Source organism: Actinosynnema sp. NPDC059335 (assembly GCF_042752395.1).
Classification (GTDB): domain Bacteria; phylum Actinomycetota; class Actinomycetes; order Mycobacteriales; family Pseudonocardiaceae; genus Actinosynnema.
On the sequence record NZ_JBHYXZ010000044.1, the window covers coordinates 16,914 to 38,600 of the forward strand.

Consider the following 21,687-nt stretch of genomic DNA (forward strand, 5'->3'; position numbering starts at 1 on the left):
GCCCTGGTCGCCCGTTCCGAGCGTTGAACTCAGGGGTCCCGAACGTAGGACTCACGCGACCTGAACGTAGGACTCTCGCGTTCTGAACGTAGGACTCACGCGTTCTGGAGGTAGGACACGCGCGGGTTAGTCGTATTCCTCCAGCTTGGAGCGGGAGGACAGCAGGCGGCGCAGGGAGGCCAGCCGGCCGGGTGACGCCTCGCCGGTGCGCACCAGCTCGTCCAGCATGCAGTCGGGGTCCTCCGGCGGGCCCTGGTGGCCGCAGCCGGACGGGCACTCCTCGGCCATCGCCTTCATGTCCGGGAACGCGGCGACGATGTCGTCCGGCGTGATGTGCGCCAGGCCGAACGAGCGGATGCCCGGCGTGTCCACCGCCCAACCGCCCTCGGGCAGCGGCAGCGCCACGGTCTGCGTGGACGTGTGCCGGCCCTTGCCGACCCCGCTCACCACGCCCACCGCCCGCCGCGCGTCCGGCACCAGCTTGTTCACCAGCGTGGACTTGCCGACCCCCGAGTGGCCGATCAACGCCGACAGCCGGTGCGCCATCCGCGCGCGCAGCTCGGCCGGGTCCTGGTCGGACCGCGTCACGACCACCGGCAGGTCCAGCTCGGCGTAGGCGGCGAGCAGGTCGTCGGGCGGCGCGAGGTCGGACTTCGTCAGGCACAGCAGGGGCTCCAGCCCGCCCGCGTACGCGGCGACCAGGCAGCGGTCGATGAAGCCGCGGCGCGGCTGCGGGTCGGCCAGCGCCGACACGATCACGAGCTGCTCGGCGTTGGCCACCACCACCCGCTCGAACGGGTCCGTGTCGTCCGCCGTGCGCCGCAGCACGGACCGCCGCTCCGCCACCCGGACGATCCGCGCCAGCGTGTCCGGCTGCCCGGACGTGTCGCCGACCAGCCCGACGTGGTCGCCGACGACGACCGGCGTGCGGCCCAGCTCCCGCGCCCGCATGGCGACCACCATCCGCGCCGGGTCCTCGTCCAGCGCGCACGTCCACCGCCCGCGGTCCACGCCGACGACCATGGCGGGCACCGCGTCCGCGTGCTCGGGCCGGCGCTTGCTGCGCGGCCGGGTTCCCTTGCCCGGCCGCACCCGCACGTCGGACTCGTCCAACCGCCGCCAGTCGCCCCGCGCCACGTCAGCGCGCCCCCGGCTGCGACAGCATGGCCGCCCACATCCCCGGGAAGTCCGGGATCGTCTTCGTCGTGGACCCGATGTCGTCCACCGACACACCCGGCACGACCAGGCCGATGATCGCCCCCGCGGTCGCCATCCGGTGGTCGGCGTAGGCGCGCCAGACGCCGCCGCGCAGCGGCCGGGGCGTGATGACCAGGCCGTCCTCGGTCTCCTCGGCGTCACCGCCCAGGCGGTTGATCTCGGCGGCCAGCGCCGCGATCCGGTCGGTCTCGTGGCCGCGGATGTGCGCCACGCCGCGGATGCGGGTCCGGCCCTCCGCGAGCGCCGCCAGGGCCGCCACGGTGGGCGTCAGCTCGCTCTCGTCGCGCAGGTCCACGTCGATCCCGGTCAGCCGGTCCGGGCCGCGCAGCACCAGGCCCTCGTCGGTCAGCCCGACCTCGCAGCCCATCCGCTCGAACAGGTCCCGCGCCGCCCCGCCCGGCTGGGTCGTCTCCGCGGGCCACCCCGGGATCGTCACCCGGCCGCCGGTCACGGCCGCCGCGGCGAGGAACGGCGTGGCGTTGGACAGGTCCGGCTCGACGTGCCAGTCGCGGCCCGCGATCGGGCCCGGCTCGACCCGCCACTCGTTCGCCGCCGAGTCGTCCACCGCGACCCCGGCCTCGCGCAGCATGGTCACGGTCATCTCGATGTGGGGCAGCGAGGGCACCGGCTTGCCGTCGTGCCGCACGGTCACGCCGCTCTCGTACCGCGCGCCCGACAGCAGCAGCCCCGACACGAACTGCGACGACGCCGACGCGTCGATGGTCACCTCGCCGCCGGGCAGACCGCCCTTGCCGTGCAGGGTGAACGGCAGCGCGTCGCCCGCCACGTCCGCGCCCAGCGCCCGCAGCGCGTCCAGGATCGTGGTCATGGGCCGGACCCGCGCGTGCGGGTCGCCGTCGAACGTGACGTCGCCGACCGCGAGCGCGGCGGCGGGCGGCAGGAACCGCATCACGGTGCCCGCCAGGCCGCAGTCGACCTGCGCCGGTCCGCGCAGCTCGTGGGGTGTGACCAGCCAGGACCCGTCCGGGCCGTCGGCGACGTCGACGCCGAGCGAGCGCAGCGCGGCGGCCATCAGGTTCGTGTCCCGGCTGCGCAGCGGGGCGTGCAGCGCGGACGGCCCGTCGGCCAGCGCGGCGAGCACGAGCGCGCGGTTGGTGATCGACTTGGAGCCGGGCACGGGTACTGTCGCGTCGACCGGGCCGTCGGCGGTGGGAGCGGACCACTGCTGAGTCATGGCCCGATGATCCCGCATCGGGTTGACGACAGCTCGCACCGGGCACTCCGACGTGCGACGATGGCGGACCCGAGGCAATCCCGGAGAGGTGATCGGTGTGTGCGGCAGGTACGCGTCCACGAAGAACCCCGCGCTGCTCGCGGCGGAGTTCGACGCGGTCGACGGCACCGAGGGCGCGGCGCCCGGCCCGGACTACAACGTCGCGCCGACCAAGCAGGTGCTGGCCGTGGTGGAGCGGCACCCGCGCGACGAGGACGGCAACCCCGACCCGGACACCACCGAGCGCAGCGTCCGGGTGATGCGCTGGGGCCTGGTGCCGCACTGGGCCAAGGACCTGTCCGGCGCCGCGAAGATGATCAACGCGCGGGCCGAGAGCGTGCTGGACAAGCCCGCCTACCGCGACTCCGCGGCCAAGCGCCGCTGCATCGTCCCGGCCGCCGGCTGGTACGAGTGGCAGCCCGGCGAGGGCCGCAAGCAGCCGTACTTCATCAACCCCGGCGACGACTCCAGCCTCGCCCTGGCGGGCATCTGGTCGGTGTGGTGGCAGCAGGAGGGTGACGAGCGCAAGCCCGTCATCACCTGCGCCGTGCTCACCACGGACGCGATCGGCGAGATGGCGCAGGTGCACCACCGGATGCCGCTGGTGCTGCCGAAGGACCGCTGGGCGGCGTGGCTCGACCCGGACAACGGAGACCCCAAGGACCTGCTCGCGCCCGACCGCGACCTGGTGGACGCGCTGGAGCTGCGGCCGGTGTCGATGAGGGTCAACAGCATCAAGAACAACGATCCGTCGCTGATGGACGCGGTCCGGCTGGGCGAGGCCGAGAAGCCGGAGCCCACCCTGTTCGAGCTGACATGACCTCCCGGCAGGTCGACACGCCCCACGGCCCCGCGCGGGCCGAGCTGCACTGCGCCTCCGGCAGTCGCGCCGCGCTGCTCCTCGGGCACGGCGCGGGCGGCGGGATCGCCGCGCCCGACCTGGTCGCGGCGGCGCGGGCGGCGGTGGGCGTCGGCGTGCACGTGGCGCTGGTGGAGCAGCCCTACCGGGTGGCCGGCCGCCGCGCGCCCGCGCCCGCCGGGCAGCTCGACGCGGCGTGGCTCGCGGTCGCCGAGGAGCTGGGGTCGAGCTGGTTCGCCGACCTGCCCCTGGTGTTCGGGGGCCGCTCGTCCGGCGCGCGGGTGGCGTGCCGGACGGCGGCCGAGGGGCAGGCCGTCGCGGTGCTGTGCCTGGCGTTCCCGGTGCACCCGCCGGGCAAGCCGGAGAAGTCCCGGCTGCCCGAGCTGGACGGCGTCGAGGTGCCCGTCCTGGTCGTGCAGGGCGAGAACGACCCGTTCGGCCGGCCGGGCCCGGCGCACCACCGCGACGTGGTGCTGCTGCCCGGCGACCACAACCTCAAGGCCGACGTGGCCGCGCTGGGCCGGTCCGTCGGCGAGTGGCTCGACCGGGTGCTGCGCCCGCTGGACGTGTGACCGGTCAGGCCGAGATCGGCGCCACGACCGCCTGCGTCAGCCGGACCAGGTCCTCCGGCGCCAGCTCGACCTCCAGCCCGCGCCGCCCGGCCGAGCAGTAGATGGTGTCGAAGCCCCGCGCCGAGGCGTCCAGCGCCACCGGCAGCCGCTTCTTCTGCCCCAGCGGCGAGATGCCGCCCGCGACGTACCCGGTGGCCCGCTCGGCGGCGGCGACGTCGGCCATCCTCGCCTTCTTCCCGCCCACGGCGGCGGCCAGCGCCTTCAGGTCGAGCTGCCCGGTGACGGGCACCACACCGACGGCCAACCTGCCGTCCACCTCCGCGACCAGCGTCTTGAACACCCGTTCGGGCGCGATCCCCAACGCCTCGGCCGCCTCCAGCCCGTACGACTCGTGGCGGGGGTCGTGCTCGTAGGCGTGCAGCGCGTAGGCCACCTTCTGCTTGTCCAGCAACGCGGTGGCGGGCGTCCCACGTCCGGCCATGGACGCGCACCCTAGTACGGGGAATGCCCGGCACGTCCGTCGCGTTGGTGCGGGATGTGGCTACCGAGGTGATGGAGCAGCAGGTCAGCAGGCAGGTCAGGGCACGTCCACCGCGAGGCTCCGCCCCCTGCCGCCCCGGCGAGCGCCGCGTATCCTCGACTGCGTCCCAGACAGTACCGGCCACCGCGCTGACCAGCCGGTGGGAAGGGAGCGCGGTGCCAGCCACGCGAACGCAGGACACGCCGACTGACGAGACAACGGCCGAGCGCGCAGCGCGGTTCGAGCGCGACGCGATGCCGATGCTCGACCAGTTGTACTCGGCGGCCCTGCGGATGACCCGCAACCCCGCCGACGCCGAGGACCTGGTCCAGGAGACCTACCTGAAGGCGTACGCGGCCTTCGCGTCCTTCTCGGAGGGCACGAACCTCAAGGCGTGGCTGTACCGCATCCTCACCAACACCTACATCAACGGCTACCGCAAGAAGCAGCGCCAGCCGATCCAGCAGCCGACGGACGAGATCACCGACTGGCAGCTCGCGCAGGCGGAGAGCCACACGTCGACCGGGCTGCGGTCGGCCGAGGTGGAGGCGATGGACCGGCTCCCCGACTCGGACGTCAAGGAAGCCCTGCAGCGACTGCCGGAGGAGTTCCGGATCGCCGTCTACCTCGCCGACGTCGAGGGCTTCGCCTACAAGGAGATCGCAGACATCATGGGCACCCCCATCGGCACCGTGATGTCCCGGTTGCACCGGGGCCGCAGGCAGCTTCGCGACCAGTTGGCGGACGTCGCCCGCGAGCGCGGCATCATCCGCGACGGCCGGCAGGAGGTGGCGGACCGATGAGCTGCGGCGAACCGCACGAGACGGACTGCTCCGAGGTGCTGGCCGAGGTGTACCTGTTCCTCGACCGCGAGTGCGACGAGAAGCGCAAGGCCCTGCTCCAGACGCACCTGGAGGAGTGCCACCCGTGCCTGGAGCAGTACGGCATCGAGGAGCACCTGAAGGCGCTGCTGGCCCGCAAGTGCGGCGGCGAGCACGCGCCGGAGGAGCTGCGGCGGCGGCTGCGCGCCCGGCTCTACCAGACCGCGGACACCACGTCGGTGGAGGTCGAGGTCACGACCACGCTGACCAGGTCGTCCGAGTCTTCCGACGCCTGAACCCCAGTCGATGGGGGGCGGGCGCCGGGGGCGGGGGGGTCTGGGGGCGGGGGGGCCCGCCGCCCGCCCCCCCCCCACGACCTGGTCAGCCGCCTGGTGCGGGAGCCCGGGTTGACCGACGAGGAGGCCGTCGGGATGACCGTGCTGCTGCTCGTCGGCGGGCACGAGACGACCGCGAACTCGATCGCGTTGTCCGTGCTGGCGCTGCTGCGGGACCGGGCGGGGTGGGAGGCGCTGGTCGCGTCGCCGGACCTGGTCGAGGGCGCGGTGGAGGAGCTGCTGCGCTACCTCAGCCCCGTGCACCACGGCGTGGTGCGGGCGGTGGCGCGTGACGCGACGGTCGGCGGGACGGCGGTCGGCGCGGGCGAGGGGGTGATCGCGTCCCTGTTCGCCGCCAACCGCGACCCGGCCGCGTTCCCCGACCCGGACCGCCTCGACCTGCGTCGGGACGCGCGGGCGCACCTCGCGTTCGGCAGCGGGGTGCACCAGTGCGTCGGGCAGCTGTTGGCGCGGCTGGAGATGCGGGTCGCGTTGCGGGCGCTCGTGACGGAGCTGCCGGACCTGCGCCTGGCCGTGCCGTTCGAGGAGGTCGCGTTCCGGTTCGACGCGCCGATCTACGGCCTCCGATCGCTGCCGGTCACCTGGTGATCCCCGAGCCGCCGCCCCCCGGTCACGCCGCTGAGGGCGGCGTGACCCGGGGTTTCGGCGGTGGAGGTCGGCGGGGTTCAGCGCGGGCGCGTGCCGGGGCCGGGGCGCGTGCCCGGGCCGGGACCGGAGTGTGGGCCGGGTCCGGAGTGTGGGCGCGGGCAGGGCATCGCGCGCGGGCCTCGGCGGGTGTGGCCGGCCGCCGGGAGCGGCGGGCAGGTCGGGGCCGGGTGGAGTGGCGCGCCCGGCACGCCGGGGACCGACTGCGGGTTCCGGATGCGGGCCCGGTCGGGGCTCGACGGCCGGTTCGGGCTCGACGCCGGGTTCGGGGTCTCCGGCGGGGCTGAGCCCGGCTTCGGGGGCGGGCTCGGGAGGTGGGTCGCCGGCGGGGCGGCTGGGAGCGGGGCGGTCGGCGGGGGTGGGGTCGGGGTTGGGTGGGTTGGGGTTGGGGGTTGGTCGCGGTTCCTCATGTGCAACCGAGGAGCGGTAACGGTGTTTCCGTACATTTTCCGGCGATGATCACCCGATCGTGTCGGGAAACGGTCGGGGGTGGTCGACGCCCACGGGCGGGTGGGCGTCGACCGGTCCACTCACTCCCCCGTGCTGAACGCGGCGTCGAAGGACGCGGCGGGCGGGTCGAACAGGTGCCGCCGGATGAACCCGACCGCCTCCTCCGCCCCGCGCAGCCGGTCCATCCCGGCGTCCTCCCACTCGACCGAGATCGGCCCGCTGTACCCGATCGCGTTCAACGCCCGGAACGACTCCTCCCACGGCACGTCGCCGTGGCCGGTCGACACGAAGTCCCACCCGCGCCGGGGGTCGGCCCACGCCAGGTGCGACCCGAGCCGCCCGTTGCGCCCGTCGAGGCGCTTCTTCGTGTCCTTGCAGTCCACGTGGTAGATCCGGTCGGCGAAGTCGAGGATGAACCCGACCGGGTCGAGGTCCTGCCAGATGAAGTGCGACGGGTCCCAGTTGAGGCCGAACGCGGGCCGGTTGCCGACCGCGTCCAGCGCCTTGCGCGTGGTCCAGTAGTCGTACGCGATCTCCGACGGGTGCACCTCGTGCGCGAACCGCACCCCGACCTCGTCGAACACGTCGAGGATCGGGTTCCAGCGGCGGGCGAAGTCGGCGTAGCCCTCGTCGATCACGGCCTGCGACACGGGCGGGAACATGGCGACGTACTTCCAGGTCGACGAGCCGGTGAAGCCGACGACCGTGTCCACGCCCAGCTTGGCCGCCGCACGCGCGGTGTCGGCCATCTCCGCGGCGGCGCGCTGCCGCACGCCCTCCGGCTCGCCGTCGCCCCAGACGCGGGCCGGGAGGATGGCCTGGTGCCGGAAGTCGATCGGGTCGTCGCACACGGCCTGCCCGACGAGGTGGTTGGAGATCGTCCACACGTCGAGCCCGTACTTCTTGAGCATCTCGCGCTTGGCCGGCACGTAGTCGTCGTCCGCCAGCGCCTTGTCCACCTCGAAGTGGTCGCCGCCGCAGGCGATCTCCAACCCGTCGTAGCCCCACCCGGAGGCGAGTCGGCACACCTCCTCGAACGGCAGGTCGGCCCACTGGCCGGTGAACAGCGTGACCGGTCGGCTCATCCCAGGTCTCCAATCGTGGTCCACGTCGACTGCCGCGCGGCGCTCTCCTCGACCGCCGCCAGCACCCGCTGCACGCGCAGGCCGTCGGCGAAGCTCGGCGCCGGGTCGACGCCGTCGCCGATGGCCGTCAGGAAGTCGGCCGCCTCGTGGGTGAACGTGTGCTCGTAGCCGAGGATGTGCCCCGGCGGCCACCACGCGGCCACGTACGGGTGGTCGGGTTCGGTCACCAGCACCCGCCGGAACCCGGCGGACGGCCCGTCGTCGGCGGAGAACACCGACAGCTCGTTCATCGACTCGAAGTCGAACGCCAGGCTGCCGCGGGTGCCGTTGACCTCCAGCCGCATGGCGTTCTTGCGCCCCAGCGCGTACCGGGTCGCCTCGAACGTGCCCAGCGCGCCGCCTTCGAAGCGGGCCAGGAACACGGCCGCGTCGTCCACCGTGACCTCGCCGCGCCCGTCGCCGTCGGGCCGTTCGCGGACGAACGTCTCGGTGGTGGCGCTGACGCCGGTGATCAGGTCGCCGGTGACGTACTGGGCGGCGTCCACGATGTGCGCGCCGAGGTCGCCCAACGAGCCGGAGCCGGCCTTCTCGCGCCGCAGCCGCCACGTCATCGGCGACTCCGGGTCGGACAGCCAGTCCTGCAGGTAGACGGCGCGCACGTGCCGGATCTCGCCGATCCGGCCCTCCTCCACCAGCCTGCGGGCCAGTGCGATGGCGGGCACGCGCCGGTAGTTGAACGCGACCATCGACCGGACGCCCCGCCCGGCGGCCTCGGCCGCGGCGGCGGCCATCGCCTCGGCCTCGGCGACCGTGTTGGCCAGCGGCTTCTCGCACAGCACGTGCTTGCCGGCGGCGAGCGCGGCGAGCGCGATCTCGGCGTGCGTGTCGCCGGGGGTGCAGATGTCGACGAGCTGGACGTCGTCGCGGGCGACGAGCGCGCGCCAGTCGGTCTCGACGGCGGCCCACCCGTACTTGGTCGCCGCGTCCTTGGTGCGCGCCGCGTCACGGCCGCCGAGGACGGCCAGTCGGGGCGTCAGGGGCACGTCGAAGAACCGGTGGACGCTGCGCCAGGCGTGCGAGTGCACCGCACCCATGAACGCGTGGCCCACCATGCCCACACCGATCTCTTCCGTCATCAGCAGCCTTTCGCAGCAGCAGTGTCGATCCGGCGACGGCGTCGATCCCGATCCGGGATCAGGAGTCGAAGCCGACGTCGAGGTACTGGTCGACGTTCTCCTTGGTCACCACGGCGGAGTAGGTGGTGATGGAGGCGGGGATGTCGTGCTCGGCCATGTCGCCGATGCCCTTGGCCTGCCCGAGCAGGCGGGCGAGCGCGATCGCGGAGGACGCCATGGAGGGGCTGTAGAGCACGGTGGCCTTGACCACGCCGCTGTCGGCCTTGATCAGGTCCATCATGTTGCGCGACCCGGCGCCGCCGACCATGACGAACTCGTTGCGGCCGGCGCTGTCGATCGCGGCCATCACGCCGATGCCCTGGTCGTCGTCGTGGTTCCACACGGCGTCGAGCCTGGGGGCGGACTGGAGCAGGTTGGCGGTCTGCTGCTCGCCGCTCTCGGAGGTGAACGACGCCGAGACGCGGGGGCCGACGGAGAACCCGGCGCGGGCGAGGGCGTCGCTGAAGCCCTTGCTGCGCTCCTGGGTCAGGGGCAGGGAGTCGATGCCGGCGATCTCGCCGATGACGGGGTTGCTGATGTTCTTGGCCTTCATCTGGGCGACGATGTACTCGCCCGCGTTGACGCCCATGCGGTAGTTGTCGCCGCCGATCCACAGCCGGTAGGCGAGCGGGGTGTCGAAGACGCGGTCGACGTTGATGACCGGGATGCCCGCGTCCATGGCCTGGCGGCCGACCTCGGTGAGCGCCTTGCCGTCGAACGGCAGCACGACCAGCACGTCGACCTTGTCGTTGATCAGCGTCTCGACCTGGCCGATCTGCTGGTTGACGTCGTTGGTGCCCTCGGTGGCCTTGAACGTGACGTCGGAGAACTGGTCGGCCTGCGCCTTGGCGTTCTTGGTCATGGCGGCCATCCAGCCGTGGTCGGCGGCGGGCGCGGAGAAGCCGATGGTGACCTGCTTGCCCGGCTGGGTGTTCTGGCCGGAGCCGCCGGCGACGGCGTTGGGCGCGTTGTTCGCGGTCTCGTTGGAGGTGCAGCCCGCGAGCAGGGCGGCGGTGCCCACGGCGGTGGTTCCCCAGAGGAAGCGGCGGCGGTCGAGTGAGGGCATGGCTGTCTCCCGGGCGGTGTGTCGGGGTGGGGTCGGGGTCGGTGGGCCGGGCGGGGAGGATCAGGTCGCGTGCGCGCCGCGGCGGCGGGCGGTGGTGCGCTGCAGGAGCACCGCGGCGACGATGATCACGCCCTTGGCGATGTTCTGGATGTCGGTGTCGAGGTTGTTCTGGGTGAAGATGTTGCCCACCACGGTGAAGATGAGGACGCCGATCAGGGTGCCGATCAGCGAGCCGCGGCCGCCGGTGAGCAGGGTGCCGCCGATGACGACGGCGGCGATCGCGTCCAGCTCGTAGAACATGCCGTTGGTGGACGCGCCGGAGGTGGTGCGGGCGACGACCATGAGCGCGGCGATGCCGCAGCACAGGCCGGCGATGCCGTAGACGAGGGCGGTGTGCCGCCGGACGTCGATGCCGGCCAGGCGGGCGGCCTCGGCGTTGCCGCCGACGGCGAACGTGCGGCGGCCGAACGTGGTGCGGTTCAGCACCACCCAGCCGACCGCGAACACCGCGGCCAGCATCCAGATGAGCACCGGGATGCCGAGGATGTCGCCCCGGAAGAAGGTGGTGAACCCGGTCTCGGTGACCACCTGGGTGCGGCGGCCGGAGAGCCGTTCGGCCAGGCCCTTCGCCGACGCGTACATGGCGAGGGTGGCGATGAACGGCACGATCTTGCCGTAGGAGATGAGCAGCCCGTTGACCAGGCCGCAGCCCAGGCCGACCAGCAGCGCGCACACCACCATCACCACGGGCCCGTAGGACTGGGTGGCGACCGTCGTCATCCACACGCCGGACAACGCCACGATCGAGCCGACGGACAGGTCGATGCCGCCGCTGATGATCACGAACGTCATGCCGACGCTGACCACGCCGATCGCGGCGGCCAGCCGCAGCATGGTGGAGATGTTGGCTTCGGTGAGGAAGCTGTCCGGCCGGGTGGCGTAGCCGACGACGCACAGCACCACCAGCACGCCCAGCAGCCCGGTCAGCCTCAGGTCGAGGTTGCGGCGCTGCCTGCCCCGCTCCGCGGGCGGAGCGGCCTTCGGGTCGAGGACCCTCGTCTCGGTCACGGGACCTCCTCGGTCACGGCACTGCCGGCCATCACGATGTCCAACACGGCGGATTCGGTGAGCTCGTCGGCGGGCCGGTCCGCGACCACCTCGCCGTCGCGCAGCACCAGCACGCGGTCGGCGAGGCCCAGGACCTCGGCGACCTCGCTGGAGACCAGCACCACGGCGACGCCGGCGGCGGCCAGCTCGTGCACCACCCGGTACAGCTCGGCGCGGGCCCCGACGTCCACGCCGCGCGTCGGCTCGTCCAGGAGCAGCACCTTGCAGCCCCGGACCAGCCACCGCGCCACGACGGCCTTCTGCTGGTTGCCGCCGGAGAACTCGGCCACCAGCCGCCTCGGGTCGGCGGGCCGCAGGTCGAGCCGTTCGAGGGTGGCCTTGGAGTCCTTCAGCTCGCGGGCGCGGTCGAGGAAACCGGCGCGGCTGTAGGCGGACAGGCTGGACAGGGTCACGTTGTCCGCGACGGTCAGGTCCAGCAGCAGGCCCTGGGCCTTGCGCTCCTCCGGGGCGAGGCCGATGCCCGCCCTGACGGCGGCGACGACGCTGCCCGGCCGCACCGGCTTCCCGTCGACCGCGACGTGCCCGGCGTCGGGTTTGCGCGCGCCGAACACGGTTTCGAGGATCTCGCTGCGGCCCGCGCCGACCAGGCCCGCGATGCCGAGCACCTCGCCCGCGTGCACGTGGAAGCTGACGTCGTGGAACTCGCCCTGCCGGGTGAGGCCGGCGACGGTCAGCACCTCGCGGCTCCTGTCCACGGTGGACACGTCGCGGTGCGGGAAGACGGTCTCGACCTTGCGGCCCGACATGAGGTCGACCAGGTCGGCGGTCGGGGTGTCGGCGGGGAGGTTCGCGGCGACCGTGCGGCCGTCCTTGAGGACGGTGACGCGGCTGCCGATGCGGCGGATCTCCTCCAGGCGGTGGGAGATGTAGAGGACGGCGACGCCGTCGCCGGTCAGCTCGCCGACGATGCGGAACAGGTTGTCCACCTCGTCGGCCGCCAGGGCGGCGGTCGGCTCGTCCATCACGATCAGCCGGGCGTCGTGGGCCAGCGCGCGGGCCATGGACACCAGCTGCTGGCCGGCGGCGGACAGCCGGCCCACCTCGCGGTCGGGGTCGATCTCCGGGTGGCCGAGGCGGGCCATCAGCGTCCGGGTGCGCTCGCGGGCCGCGCGGCGGCGGGTGAAGCCGAACCGGGTGGGCTCGTGGCCGAGGAACACGTTCTCCGCGACCGAGATGTCCGGCACCAGGTCCAGCTCCTGGTACATGGTGGCGACGCCGAGCCGCAGCGCGGCCACCGGCGACGGCAGGGTGGCCTTCGCGCCGCGCCACTCGATCACGCCCTCGTCGGGCTGGTGCGCGCCCGCCAGCACCTTGATCAGGGTGGACTTGCCCGCGCCGTTCTGGCCGAGCAGGCAGTGCACCTCGCCCTCCACGACCTCCAGGTCCACCTGGTCCAGGGCGCGCACGCCCGGGAACGACTTGCCGATGCCGGTCATCCGGAGCAGGGTCATGCCGAGGCCCCTTCGTGTGAACCGCCCGTGCGCGGGGTGTTGTCCTTGACGGGCACGACGGTCGGGTCGTCCAGCACCCGGCGCAACGCGGCCAGCGCCGCGCCGGTCCCGCCGGCGGCGAAACCGAGGGTGGAGGCGGTGATCCGGGTGCGGCCCTGCCGCTGCGGCGCGACCAGCCAGTCCTGCAGCGCGGCGAAGTAGCCGCCGAGCACGACCTTCCGCGGGTTGAGCAGGGTGGTGAGGACCGCGATGCCCGACGCCAGGGCGGCGGCCGTGCGGGCCAGGGCGTCGAGGGTGCGGGCGTCGCCGCGTTCGGCGCGGGCGCGCAGGATCGACATGCGCTCGCCGGGCGCCAGCTCCGGGTTGTGCACCTCGTCGTGGCGGGGCGCGCAGGCGTGCAGGAACGCGTCCAGCCCGACCTGCGTCTCCCAGCAGCCGCGACGGCCGCAGGCGCAGTGCGCGCCGCCGAGCGGGTCGAGCACCAGGTGGCCGACCTCGCCCGCGTGGTTGTCCGCGCCGCGCACCAGCTCGCCGTTGGCGATGACGCCCGCGGCCACGGTGTGGTCGCCGTTGAGGTAGACGAGGTGGTCGACCGGGTCGCGGTCGTGCTCGGCGTAGGCGGCGAGGTTGGCCTCGGTGTCCACGTCGAGGCGGCCGATGGGCAGGCCGGTGCGGGCGGCCAGGCCGTCCACCACGGCGACCTCGCGCCAGCGCAGCCGGTGGGCGGTCGCGGTGCCGGTGGCGCGGTCGGCGCGGCCGGGGATGGCGACGGTGACGCCCGCCCAGTCGGCGTCCGGCACGTCCGTGAGGGCCTTGCGGGTCAGGTCGGCGAGCCGGTCCAGGGCGTGCTCGGGCGCGCTGGTGTCGCAGCTGGTCCGGCGGCGCAGGTGCACCTCGCCGGTGAGGTCGGTGACGGTCGCGCCGAGGTGGCCGGGGTGGACGTCCAGGCCGATGCCGCACACCGCGCCGGGGCGCAGCTGGACCAGCTGGCCCGGTCGGCCCTGGGTGGTCGTGGTGCCGGCGCGCTGGGTGAGGCCGCGGTGCTCCAGGTTCGCCAGGAGCGGCGACACGGTGGCCTTCGACAGGCCCGACCCGGCGGCGAGCTGGGTGCGGGACAGGGGGCCGCGGGCGCGGAGCGTGCGCAGCAGGAGGGCGAGGTTCGCCTCGCGCCTGCCTTCGCCCTGCGCCTGCATCGCCTACTCCGACTTCGTTGAGGGAGCCGATCGAACCAGGTGGTCCAGCTCACGTTCCGGCGTGAGTTGCGGCCGATCCTGGCATTTGGCTGCTCGGCCTGACAAGAACTTGGCCGCACTTTTGTCGGTTCGTTGCAAAAGTTGGCTGCGTTTCGACGGAAGCTCGTGATTGCTTTTGCGAATGCCGGAGGTGGGCGGCGGTGGTGTCATCGGGGGACGGGGTCGGGCGGGGACGGGGTCGGGCGCGGGGTACGCCGGGACGCCCATCGGACGCCCGACGGCCCGGTGTGCCGGGTGGTCGCCGCGTCGGGCGGCTCGGGTCAGCCGGCCGGGGAGAACGCGCGGTCGGTGGCGGACCAGGCCGCGCCCGTCACGCCCGCGAGGTCGCCCAGCTCCGACAGCACGATGGGCAGGTTGCCCGTGGCCAGGGGCAGGGAACGGCGGTAGACGGCGCTGCGCACCTCCGCCAGCAGCGAGTGGCCCAGCCGCGACACGCCGCCGCCGATGACGACCATGCCCGGGTTGAGGAAGCTGACCAGCGACGCGACCACGTGCCCGAGCCTGCGGCCGCCCTCGCGGACCAGGTTGGCGGCGGCGAAGTCGCCCGCGGCGGCGGCCGTGCCGACGTCCTCGGCGGTCAGCACGCCCTTGTCGTGCAGGGCCGTGGCCAGCGCGACCGACCGGCCGCTGCGGGCCAGCGTGGTCGCGTCCCGGGCCAGCGCCGAGCCGCCGAAGTACGCCTCCAGGCAGCCGACCTCACCGCACGCGCACGCCGGGCCGAAGTCGTCCAGCCTGATGTGCCCGATGTCGCCCGCCGTGCCCGCCACGCCCCGGTAGACCCGGCCCCCGAGGACGATGCCGCACCCGATGCCCGTGCCGACCTTGACGAAGATCAGGTCCTCCAGCGACCGGGCCACGCCCGCGTGCCGCTCGCCCAGCGCCATGGCGTTCACGTCGTTGTCGACCGTCACCGGGCAGCCCCACCGGCCGGCCAGCTCGTCGCGCACGGGGTAGCGGTCCCAGCCGGGCATGATCGGCGGCGCGACCGGCATGCCGTCGCGGAAGCTCACCGGGCCCGGCAGGCCGATGCCCGCGCCGATCAGCCGGCCCGGGGCCTTGGCGTAGACGACGTCGGCCAGCTCGGCGACGCGGCTCAACACTTGCGCCGGGCCGCTGCGGACGTCGCACTCCTCGCTGCGGCTCTCCAGCACCTCGCACCGGCCGTCGGTGACCGCGACCGTCACCGACGTCGCGCCCACGTCCACGCCGAGCACGCGCAGGTCGCCGGCCAGGTGCACGAGCGTGGACCGCCGCCCGCCCCGACTGGCCGCCGGTCCCCCGACCTGGACCAGGCCGACGTCCACCAGCCTGCCCAGCTCGGCGGTCAGCTTGGCGCGGGGCAGCTCCAGCCGTTCGCCGAGGGCCACGCGGGACATCGCGCCCTCGTCGCGGAGCAGGCCGAGCAGCTCCGACTGCCGTCCGGAGACCACCCGCGGTTGCTGACCGCTGCCCGTCGCGCTGCTCATGGCACCAATTTACGGCCAGGGCGCGGGCGGCCGCGTGGCGATCCGGCGGCCGGGCGGGACAGGCGTGGGACGGCGGGAGAGGCGACGCAGGACGGTGGGTAGGCCGGGCAGGGCGTTGGGCAGACGGCGGAGGGCGGTCGGAAAGGCGGCGCAGGGCGGTGGGGCGGCGGCGGGGGACGGCGGGGCAGGCCGGGCGGGGTGCGGCGGCCCCGTGGACCGGGGACTCACGGCCACCGGTCCTCCACGTGCGCTCCCCTCCTCGACAAGGCGGTGGTGCCGAAGGGGTCCGACATTCCCCGTGCCGGCGAGACGCCCGCTAGTGGATCCGCGCCGACGTGTAGACGAGGGCGAAACCGCTGTCCGCCACCACACCGGACGGGCCGAAGCACCCGACCCAGATCGTCGCGTCGTCCGGGAAGCTGTAGTCGTTGAACTGCATGACGCTGCAGTGGTGCCCGGCGCTGGTCGCGGTGACCTGCATGGTGCTCGGGATGTAGCCGTTGGTGAAGTGCGCCCGGTACCGGCCGGTCGACAGCCGCTCGACCGTCATCGGCGCGTCGCCCGACGCCCACCGCGCGGTGACGACGCCCGAGCCGGTCACGACGACGTGGTCGCCGACCGGTTTGCGCGGGTCGTCCAGCAGGTTCTGGCCGACGCCGAACGTCGCCGCGAACGCGCTGTCGGCGGGCGAGCCGTCCGGGGTCGTGCACGCCAGGTCGGCGAGCTGCCCGCGCCGGCCCACCACCGCGCAGTGCCGCGGCGCGTCGCCGACCGCGGTCACCTCCACCACGCCCCCCGCCGATCCGGGGAAGTCCGCGGTGTAGCGGCCGACACCGGTCCGGGTGACCGTGCCCGCGTTCACGCCGTGTTCCCGATCGGGCGTGAACGTCGCCGCGGTGGGCCGGTCGTCGTGCACGAACCCGCGCGTGGCCGAGGCGGAACCGGCCACGTACCGCAGGAAGAACGGCACGTCGTCCGGGTTCCCGTCGCGGTCGAAGCACACCACGTCGACCACCTCGTCCACGCCGTCGGGGAACCACCCCGCCGGCTGGCACGACACACCGGGCCGGTAGCCGACCGCGCCGCCCCACGCGGCGTAGTCCTGGGCGGTCACCTTCACGCTGCCGCCCGGCGCGCCGACCGCGGGCAGCCGCACCCGCTGCCGGCCCACGGCGACGTGCGTGGCGGTCGCGTGGCCGGCGGCGGGCGTGGTCATCGCCCACGGGCCGTAGGTCCAGTTCGCCTGGCCGTTGTCGGGCACCGGCCCGGACAGCGGCTGGGTGGTCCCGATCGGCAGTTCGACGGACCACACCCGGGCGAACCCCCACGTGGCCGGGATCGGCGGCGGCGGGGTGGTCGCGGACGTCCGTCCCCCGGTGCGCCCGTTGTCCACCGCGCCCGACGTGCGCTCCCCCACCACACCACCCGGCGCGGTGGTCGTCGGCACGCCGGTCCGGCTCACCCCGGCGGTATCCGCGCCGGTCGGGTCCGCGCCGGTGGGATCGGCGCCGGTCGGCCGCGGGTCCGCGGTGCCGCCGGGCGTCACGGACGGCGCGCCGGTCACCGTGACGTCGGGCGGCGGCATGGCCGTGGCCGGGTCGCCGACGCCCGACGCGGACAGGGTGGCCAGCACGAGACCCGCCACGGCGGTGATCGACGCGACCCCGCGCACCAGCGCCGGGTGCTCCTGCGCCAGCCGGACGAGCTGGACGCCTCCCGGCACGCTCGTCACCGCGTGCGCGCACGCGTCGCGCACGGCCCGCGCGCCCGCCAGGACGGAGTCCACTGTGGACAGTGGTCGCCGGGACGCCAGGCCCCGGACCTCCCCGTCCAGCTCGCGCAGGCGGGAGGCGAGGCGACCGTCGCCCTCGTCGCGCTCCAGGCTCAGCGCCCCGGCCACCAGCTCGGCGGCCTGCCGGGTGTGGCCGTCGTTGAGCCGGCACACGGCCAGCGCGTAGCGGAACGACAGCTCGTCGCGCACCGACCCCGCGGTGACCGCGGCCCGCACCCCGAGCCCGAGCACGGTCGCCAACGCGCCCCAGTGCCGCGTCCAGGCCAGCGCCGAGGACGCCGCGCGGGCCAGGTCCAGCGCGGTCTCGGGCAACCCCGCCGCCATCGCCCGCCGCAGCGCCCGCTCGACGACCTCCAGCTCGGCGGCCACGGCATCGGGCCGCGCACCCGCGACCCACTCCCCGACGCGCTCCACCACCGCGGCCAGCTCGGCGTCCGCGACCGCCGGCGCGTGCTCCGCCACCAGCGCGTTCACCCGGTAGCGGCCGTCCTCGCGGTGCGCCAGCCGCTTGCGCGCCAGCCGGCCCCCGCCCTCGGCGTCGGGCACGCCGCAGACGGCGGCGAGCAGCCCCGCGCCCCACCCCACGTCCCCCAGCGCGACGAGCGGGCGCAACGCGGCCCCGGCCTGCCCGGTCAGCGAGCCGAGGACCACGGGCACGGCCTGCGCGAGCGCCCCGGGGCCCGTCGCCCCCTGCGGCAGCACACCGAGGCGGTGGGCGAGGTCCCGGACCACGGCGCGTTCCACGACGTCGAGCGGGTTGCCGTCGCACGCCCGCCAGTCGTCGGCCACCGCGTCGGGGTCGACCCGGTCGCCCAACTCGTCGCGCACCATCGCGACCGCGTCGTCGAGCGGCAGCCCGCCGAGCGGCCGCTGCGCGCCCAGCGGCCACAGGTCCTCCCGCCGCGACGACAGCACGAACACGCTGCGCGGCATCGCCGACAGCACCAGCCGCGCCTCCTCGGGCGGCAGGTCGACGCCGTCGAGCACGACCAGGGCGCGCACCGCGCCGAGCACGTCCCGCGCCAGGCCCTCGGGCAGCACGGTGCCCGCGTCGACCTCGTGGCAGCGGTGCGCGATCTCCCGGAGGACGTCGGCGGCGGACCCCGGGTCGCGGTCGAGCCACACCACCCCCACGCCGTCGCCGAGGGCCCGGCCGGACAGCGCGCCCGTGTTCGCCGCGTGCTGGAGCAGCAGGGTCTTGCCCGCGCCGCGCGGGCCCGTCAGCACGACGTGCCGGCCGGCGGCGACGGTGTCGCGGAGGAACGCCAGGTCGTCCGCGCGTCCCCGCATCGGCGCGCGCGGGACCCGCTGGACGGTCGACGGCAGCGGCCGCGGCACGAGGTCGCCGGGCCGCGACGGCGGGGGCGGTTCCGCGAGCCTCCGGTCGACCACCTCGTGGACGTGCAGGTCCCGCCCGGCCTGGTAGACCCGCGCGGCTCCGACCGCCACGGCCCGCTGGCCGAGCACCCCTCGCCCACCCCGGGGCCGACGCCGAGTACCCACCGCGGCCCATGGTCCTCCGCGTCCGCGCGGCCACGGCCGCAAAGCTGCGGCCCGACACCGGGCCGATACCGGACCGCCGTGCTCCCGCCGCCCGCCCCGCCCCGCCGAACGCCCCGGGCCACCCGCCCCGACCCCGCCGGACACACCGCGCCGCCCGCCGTCGACGGCCCCAATTCCACCGAACAGCCCCGGCCACCCGCCGTCGAGGGCCCGTCCCGGCCGACCTGCTCGCCGAAACCCCCCGCCCCGAGCCCGCCGACCTGGTCGCCGGACACCCCCGCGTCCGGGCTCCTCGCCGGACACGGTCAGCGTGGCGTGGTCGGGCACCACGGCGCGCGCCGCAGGTCCACGTCGTGCCGGTTGGGGTAGTCGCCGCACGAGGCCAGCACCTCGGGCGGCCGGCCGTCGGACACCCGCAGCACGGCCAGGAACTTGTCGATCGGCACCTGCCCGCCCCCGAAGTCGATCACGCCGCTCTCCCCCGACAGCGCCCGCGCGCCGCCGACGTCGCTCATCTCCTTCCAGACGTGGCCGGGCGAGACGGGGATGCGGCCCAGCTGGATCATGGCGTGCACGTAGAGGTAGAGGGCGTCGTAGGTGAGGGCGGCGTGGCCGTCCAGCGACGGGTTCGCGTCGCCCGAGCACTGCTCCGGCACCAGCTCCCGCAGCGTCTGGTGCATCTCCGTGGCCGCCCCGCAGCCCGGCGCGCCGACCGCGAACGACACGTACTCGAACGGGATCTCGGGGTGCTCGCCGCGCAACGCGTCGTTGGCGGCGTAGCGGGCGATGTCGTCGCCGGCCAGCAGCGCGGGCGGGTCGGTGCGGCACCCGGCGCTCACCCCGTCCAGGAGCTTGCCGAAGTCCGCGGGCCGGCCCGCGAAGAACACCACCTCGTCGTCGGCCACGTCGCACAGGTCCCGGCCGAGCTGCCGGGCGTCGGAGCCCTGCCCGTCCGACACCGGCCGGTACGGCGACTCCCGCACGGCCAGGCCCAGCTCGGCGAACCGCGCCCCCACGTCCAGGCGCAGGTTCGCCGCGTAGGAGTCCGCCTCGTCGCTGGAGTGCACGACCACCACGCCCCGCTTGTCCGGGTGGGCCGCCCGCACGTACCGCGCCGCGACCTGCGCCTGCCGGTCGTTGGTGGGCGAGATCTGGAAGTACATCCGCGACGCGGTGGGCATCGCGTCGTCCGACAGGGTCGCGGCGACCACCGGCAGGCCCACCGCGCCCAGCTCGGTGATCGTGTTCCTGGTCGGCGTGCTGCTCAAGGCCATGCCGAGCACGCCGACGATGCTCTTGTCCCGCTCCAGCATGCCCTTGAGCCGGTCGGCGACCACGTCGCCGTGCTGCATGGCCGAGCCCGCGTTGCCCAGCAGCACCCGGATCAGCGGCTCGTCGGGCCCGGTGCGGTCGAGCAGGCGGGCCTGCCGGGCGGCGACGCCGACCAGCCTCGCGGTGTTGCTGTTCAACGCGTCGCGGGTCGCGCCCATCGCCGACACGTACACCACGGACGCGTAGGGCCGGTCCGGGTCGCGCTCGTGCGCCTCCACCACCCGCTCGTTCTGGCGGACGATCAGGTCCTGCACGGCGGTGAACCGGTCGAGGTCCTCGCGGTCGGCCTCGCCGAACAGCGGCAGGCGGCCCGTGGTGACGCCCACGCAGTCGTCGCCGACGCGCAGCAGGGTGTGCGCGTCCGGGTTGTCGCGGCCCAGGCCGCAGTGCTCGTGCCGCCACCGGGCGTCCTCGGCGGCCAGCTCCCGCACGTGCCGGTAGCCGAGGGTCGCCGACGACGCCAGCACCAGCAGCGCCACGACCAGCAGCACCGACGTGCGGGACCACACCGGCGGCCGGCGCACCGACAGGGTCGCCGTCGGCGTCGCCTCGTCCCGCGCCACCGCCACGTCCGGCGCCAGCAGCGGCAGGAACCAGGCGGTGGGGCGGCGGGCGCGGGTGTCGGTGGCGAGCTTGCGCGCCCACGTCTCGTAGGCGTGGGTCGCCTGGCCGACCGGCGCGGGCCGGCGCTCGGCGGTGGTCTCCGCGTCCGGCGGCACCTTGGCGCTGCCGCTGATGAACACCAGCGGGTCGAACGCGCCGGTGTCGTTGCGGACGTCGTTGATGATCTTCAGCAGGGCGTAGCCGCCGTTGTCGCGCCGGATGCCGTCCAGCAGCACCACCGGGTAGACCGTGCGGCGGGCCGACCGGATCCGCCACCACGACCGCCGGTAGGCGGCCCGCACGTCCTCCAGGAACGCGTTGACCAGCAGCTTGGCCAGCTGGCCGGTGTCCTCGCGCGGCCCGGCCCCGCGGCCGGGCACCAGCGCGGAGGTCAGCCGCTCGGCGAAGCCGAGGAACGTGCCGGGGTCGTGCGGCGCGAGGTAGGGCTGGCGCAGCAGCCACCGGTACTCGCTGCCCGGCACGACCCCGCGCAGCTTCGCCCGGAACAGGAAGGACGGCACGAGCCGCACCACCAGCCGCACCCACCACGGCGCGGTGTCGGCGGCGGTGTCGAGCACGTCCTTGAGGTCGTCGCCGCTGCGGCGGCTCAGGTCCCGCTCCCGCAGCCGGGTCAGCAGGGTGGCCGCCGACTCCGGGCTCGCACCGTCCACGCGCTGGTTCATCAGCCAGTAGACCAGCTCGAAGCGGCGGAACTCGTGCCGGCCGTAGCGGGCGTTGGCGCCGTGCGCCAGGCCGCGCGCGACGTGCACCAGCACCGAGCCGACCGCCTCCAAGGTGGCGGTCTCGGCCGTGCCCGCGTCCGGCTCCGGGTCGGGGAAGCGGTGGTAGGCGTGCGGCACGCGGCCGGGGTACGCGCCGCGCAGGTGCGACGCCAGCGCGGGCAGCAGCCCGTCGGCCCGCTCGCCCCGGACCAGGGCGACCAGCGGCATGCCGCGGTCGGCGCCGGCGCGCCCGCCCGCCCGGCGGCCGGGCAGCTCGCCGAACCGCGGTCGCTCGGTGAGCTCCTGCAGGAGCTTCACCAGCTCGTCCACGACGTCGACCGACGATAATCGGTCCGTCGCACCGTCTTCCGCCACCGGACTCCCCCCACGCGGACCGGGCTCGTCGCACGCCGCTCCGGCGGGACGCAGGACTTCC

General features: G+C 74.7%; 17 protein-coding genes. 5 read left to right on the forward strand and 12 right to left on the reverse strand.

All coding sequences use genetic code 11. The annotated features are described in order from the left end of the window. Window positions 1-126: 126 nt before the first annotated feature. On the reverse strand, window positions 127-1,137 hold the full coding sequence (gene rsgA / locus ACFXGA_RS16300) for a ribosome small subunit-dependent GTPase A (RefSeq protein WP_378088524.1): 1,011 nt from the start codon (window positions 1,135-1,137) through the stop codon (window positions 127-129). Between the two features lies 1 nt (window position 1,138). Then, a complete protein-coding gene (gene aroA, locus ACFXGA_RS16305) occupies window positions 1,139-2,413 on the reverse strand; it encodes a 3-phosphoshikimate 1-carboxyvinyltransferase (protein ID WP_378088526.1) in 1,275 nt (424 codons plus the stop codon). 97 nt (window positions 2,414-2,510) lie between these two features. Here aroA and ACFXGA_RS16310 point away from each other — a divergent pair, with 97 nt between their 5' ends. Together ACFXGA_RS16310 and ACFXGA_RS16315 are read left to right on the forward strand one after the other, a co-directional pair. Continuing rightward, window positions 2,511-3,272, forward strand: a complete 762-nt coding sequence (locus ACFXGA_RS16310) for an SOS response-associated peptidase (RefSeq protein ID WP_378088528.1) — start codon at window positions 2,511-2,513, stop codon at window positions 3,270-3,272. Beyond that, complete coding sequence (locus tag ACFXGA_RS16315) at window positions 3,269-3,883, forward strand: alpha/beta family hydrolase (RefSeq protein WP_378088530.1); 615 nt, start codon at window positions 3,269-3,271, stop codon at window positions 3,881-3,883. The genes ACFXGA_RS16310 and ACFXGA_RS16315 overlap by 4 nt, the downstream gene beginning before the upstream one ends. Before the next feature lie 4 nt (window positions 3,884-3,887). On the opposite strand, the gene ybaK is transcribed toward ACFXGA_RS16315, so the two are convergent. Then, a complete protein-coding gene (gene ybaK / locus ACFXGA_RS16320; protein WP_378088532.1) occupies window positions 3,888-4,364 on the reverse strand; it encodes a Cys-tRNA(Pro) deacylase in 477 nt (158 codons plus the stop codon). A gap of 215 nt (window positions 4,365-4,579) precedes the next feature. Between ybaK and ACFXGA_RS16325 the strand changes: the two genes are divergently transcribed. The 3 genes from ACFXGA_RS16325 (at window position 4,580) to ACFXGA_RS16335 (ending at window position 6,168) form a co-directional block, all read left to right on the forward strand. After that, window positions 4,580-5,206: a sigma-70 family RNA polymerase sigma factor gene (locus ACFXGA_RS16325; protein ID WP_378088534.1), complete on the forward strand. Its 627-nt coding sequence runs from the start codon at window positions 4,580-4,582 to the stop codon at window positions 5,204-5,206. Beyond that, on the forward strand, window positions 5,203-5,520 hold the full coding sequence (gene rsrA / locus ACFXGA_RS16330) for a mycothiol system anti-sigma-R factor (RefSeq protein ID WP_378088536.1): 318 nt from the start codon (window positions 5,203-5,205) through the stop codon (window positions 5,518-5,520). The genes ACFXGA_RS16325 and rsrA overlap by 4 nt, the downstream gene beginning before the upstream one ends. Window positions 5,521-5,631: 111 nt before the next feature. Further along, window positions 5,632-6,168 (forward strand): cytochrome P450, encoded by a 537-nt coding sequence (locus tag ACFXGA_RS16335; protein ID WP_378088538.1) that lies wholly within the window; start codon window positions 5,632-5,634, stop codon window positions 6,166-6,168. A 587-nt stretch (window positions 6,169-6,755) separates the two neighbouring features. Here ACFXGA_RS16335 and ACFXGA_RS16340 read toward each other — a convergent pair. The 9 genes from ACFXGA_RS16340 to ACFXGA_RS16380 all read right to left on the reverse strand — a co-directional run bounded on the left by ACFXGA_RS16340 (window position 6,756) and on the right by ACFXGA_RS16380 (window position 21,626). Further along, window positions 6,756-7,760: a sugar phosphate isomerase/epimerase family protein gene (locus ACFXGA_RS16340; protein ID WP_378088540.1), complete on the reverse strand. Its 1,005-nt coding sequence runs from the start codon at window positions 7,758-7,760 to the stop codon at window positions 6,756-6,758. Beyond that, a complete protein-coding gene (locus tag ACFXGA_RS16345) occupies window positions 7,757-8,896 on the reverse strand; it encodes a Gfo/Idh/MocA family protein (protein WP_378088542.1) in 1,140 nt (379 codons plus the stop codon). Before ACFXGA_RS16345 ends, ACFXGA_RS16340 begins: the two co-directional genes overlap by 4 nt. Window positions 8,897-8,954: 58 nt before the next feature. Then, window positions 8,955-10,001 (reverse strand): substrate-binding domain-containing protein, encoded by a 1,047-nt coding sequence (locus tag ACFXGA_RS16350; RefSeq protein ID WP_378088544.1) that lies wholly within the window; start codon window positions 9,999-10,001, stop codon window positions 8,955-8,957. Window positions 10,002-10,061: 60 nt separating this feature from the next. Then, complete coding sequence (locus ACFXGA_RS16355; RefSeq protein WP_378088546.1) at window positions 10,062-11,069, reverse strand: ABC transporter permease; 1,008 nt, start codon at window positions 11,067-11,069, stop codon at window positions 10,062-10,064. Continuing rightward, on the reverse strand, window positions 11,066-12,580 hold the full coding sequence (locus ACFXGA_RS16360) for a sugar ABC transporter ATP-binding protein (RefSeq protein ID WP_378088548.1): 1,515 nt from the start codon (window positions 12,578-12,580) through the stop codon (window positions 11,066-11,068). Before ACFXGA_RS16360 ends, ACFXGA_RS16355 begins: the two co-directional genes overlap by 4 nt. Further along, complete coding sequence (locus ACFXGA_RS16365; protein ID WP_378088550.1) at window positions 12,577-13,773, reverse strand: ROK family protein; 1,197 nt, start codon at window positions 13,771-13,773, stop codon at window positions 12,577-12,579. The genes ACFXGA_RS16360 and ACFXGA_RS16365 overlap by 4 nt, the downstream gene beginning before the upstream one ends. Before the next feature lie 320 nt (window positions 13,774-14,093). Then, window positions 14,094-15,299: an ROK family protein gene (locus ACFXGA_RS16370; RefSeq protein WP_378088552.1), complete on the reverse strand. Its 1,206-nt coding sequence runs from the start codon at window positions 15,297-15,299 to the stop codon at window positions 14,094-14,096. Window positions 15,300-15,615: 316 nt separating this feature from the next. Continuing rightward, a complete protein-coding gene (locus ACFXGA_RS16375) occupies window positions 15,616-18,558 on the reverse strand; it encodes a hypothetical protein (RefSeq protein ID WP_378088554.1) in 2,943 nt (980 codons plus the stop codon). 341 nt (window positions 18,559-18,899) lie between these two features. Next, the gene (locus ACFXGA_RS16380; RefSeq protein ID WP_378088556.1) at window positions 18,900-21,626 is read right to left on the reverse strand and encodes a hypothetical protein; all 2,727 of its coding nucleotides are present in this window, start codon (window positions 21,624-21,626) and stop codon (window positions 18,900-18,902) included. Window positions 21,627-21,687 lie beyond the last annotated feature (61 nt).

Excerpts from the sequence above, each read along its gene's own strand:
- ybaK (WP_378088532.1), bottom strand. The coding sequence starts at position 4,364 with ATGGCCGGACGTGGGACGCCCGCCACCGCGTTGCTGGACAAGCAGAAG.
- ACFXGA_RS16350 (WP_378088544.1), bottom strand. The coding sequence starts at position 10,001 with ATGCCCTCACTCGACCGCCGCCGCTTCCTCTGGGGAACCACCGCCGTG.
- ACFXGA_RS16360 (WP_378088548.1), bottom strand. The coding sequence starts at position 12,580 with ATGACCCTGCTCCGGATGACCGGCATCGGCAAGTCGTTCCCGGGCGTG.
- rsrA (WP_378088536.1), top strand. The coding sequence starts at position 5,203 with ATGAGCTGCGGCGAACCGCACGAGACGGACTGCTCCGAGGTGCTGGCC.
- ACFXGA_RS16370 (WP_378088552.1), bottom strand. The coding sequence starts at position 15,299 with ATGAGCAGCGCGACGGGCAGCGGTCAGCAACCGCGGGTGGTCTCCGGA.
- ACFXGA_RS16345 (WP_378088542.1), bottom strand. The coding sequence starts at position 8,896 with ATGACGGAAGAGATCGGTGTGGGCATGGTGGGCCACGCGTTCATGGGT.
- ACFXGA_RS16340 (WP_378088540.1), bottom strand. The coding sequence starts at position 7,760 with ATGAGCCGACCGGTCACGCTGTTCACCGGCCAGTGGGCCGACCTGCCG.
- aroA (WP_378088526.1), bottom strand. The coding sequence starts at position 2,413 with ATGACTCAGCAGTGGTCCGCTCCCACCGCCGACGGCCCGGTCGACGCG.
- ACFXGA_RS16315 (WP_378088530.1), top strand. The coding sequence starts at position 3,269 with ATGACCTCCCGGCAGGTCGACACGCCCCACGGCCCCGCGCGGGCCGAG.
- ACFXGA_RS16365 (WP_378088550.1), bottom strand. The coding sequence starts at position 13,773 with ATGCAGGCGCAGGGCGAAGGCAGGCGCGAGGCGAACCTCGCCCTCCTG.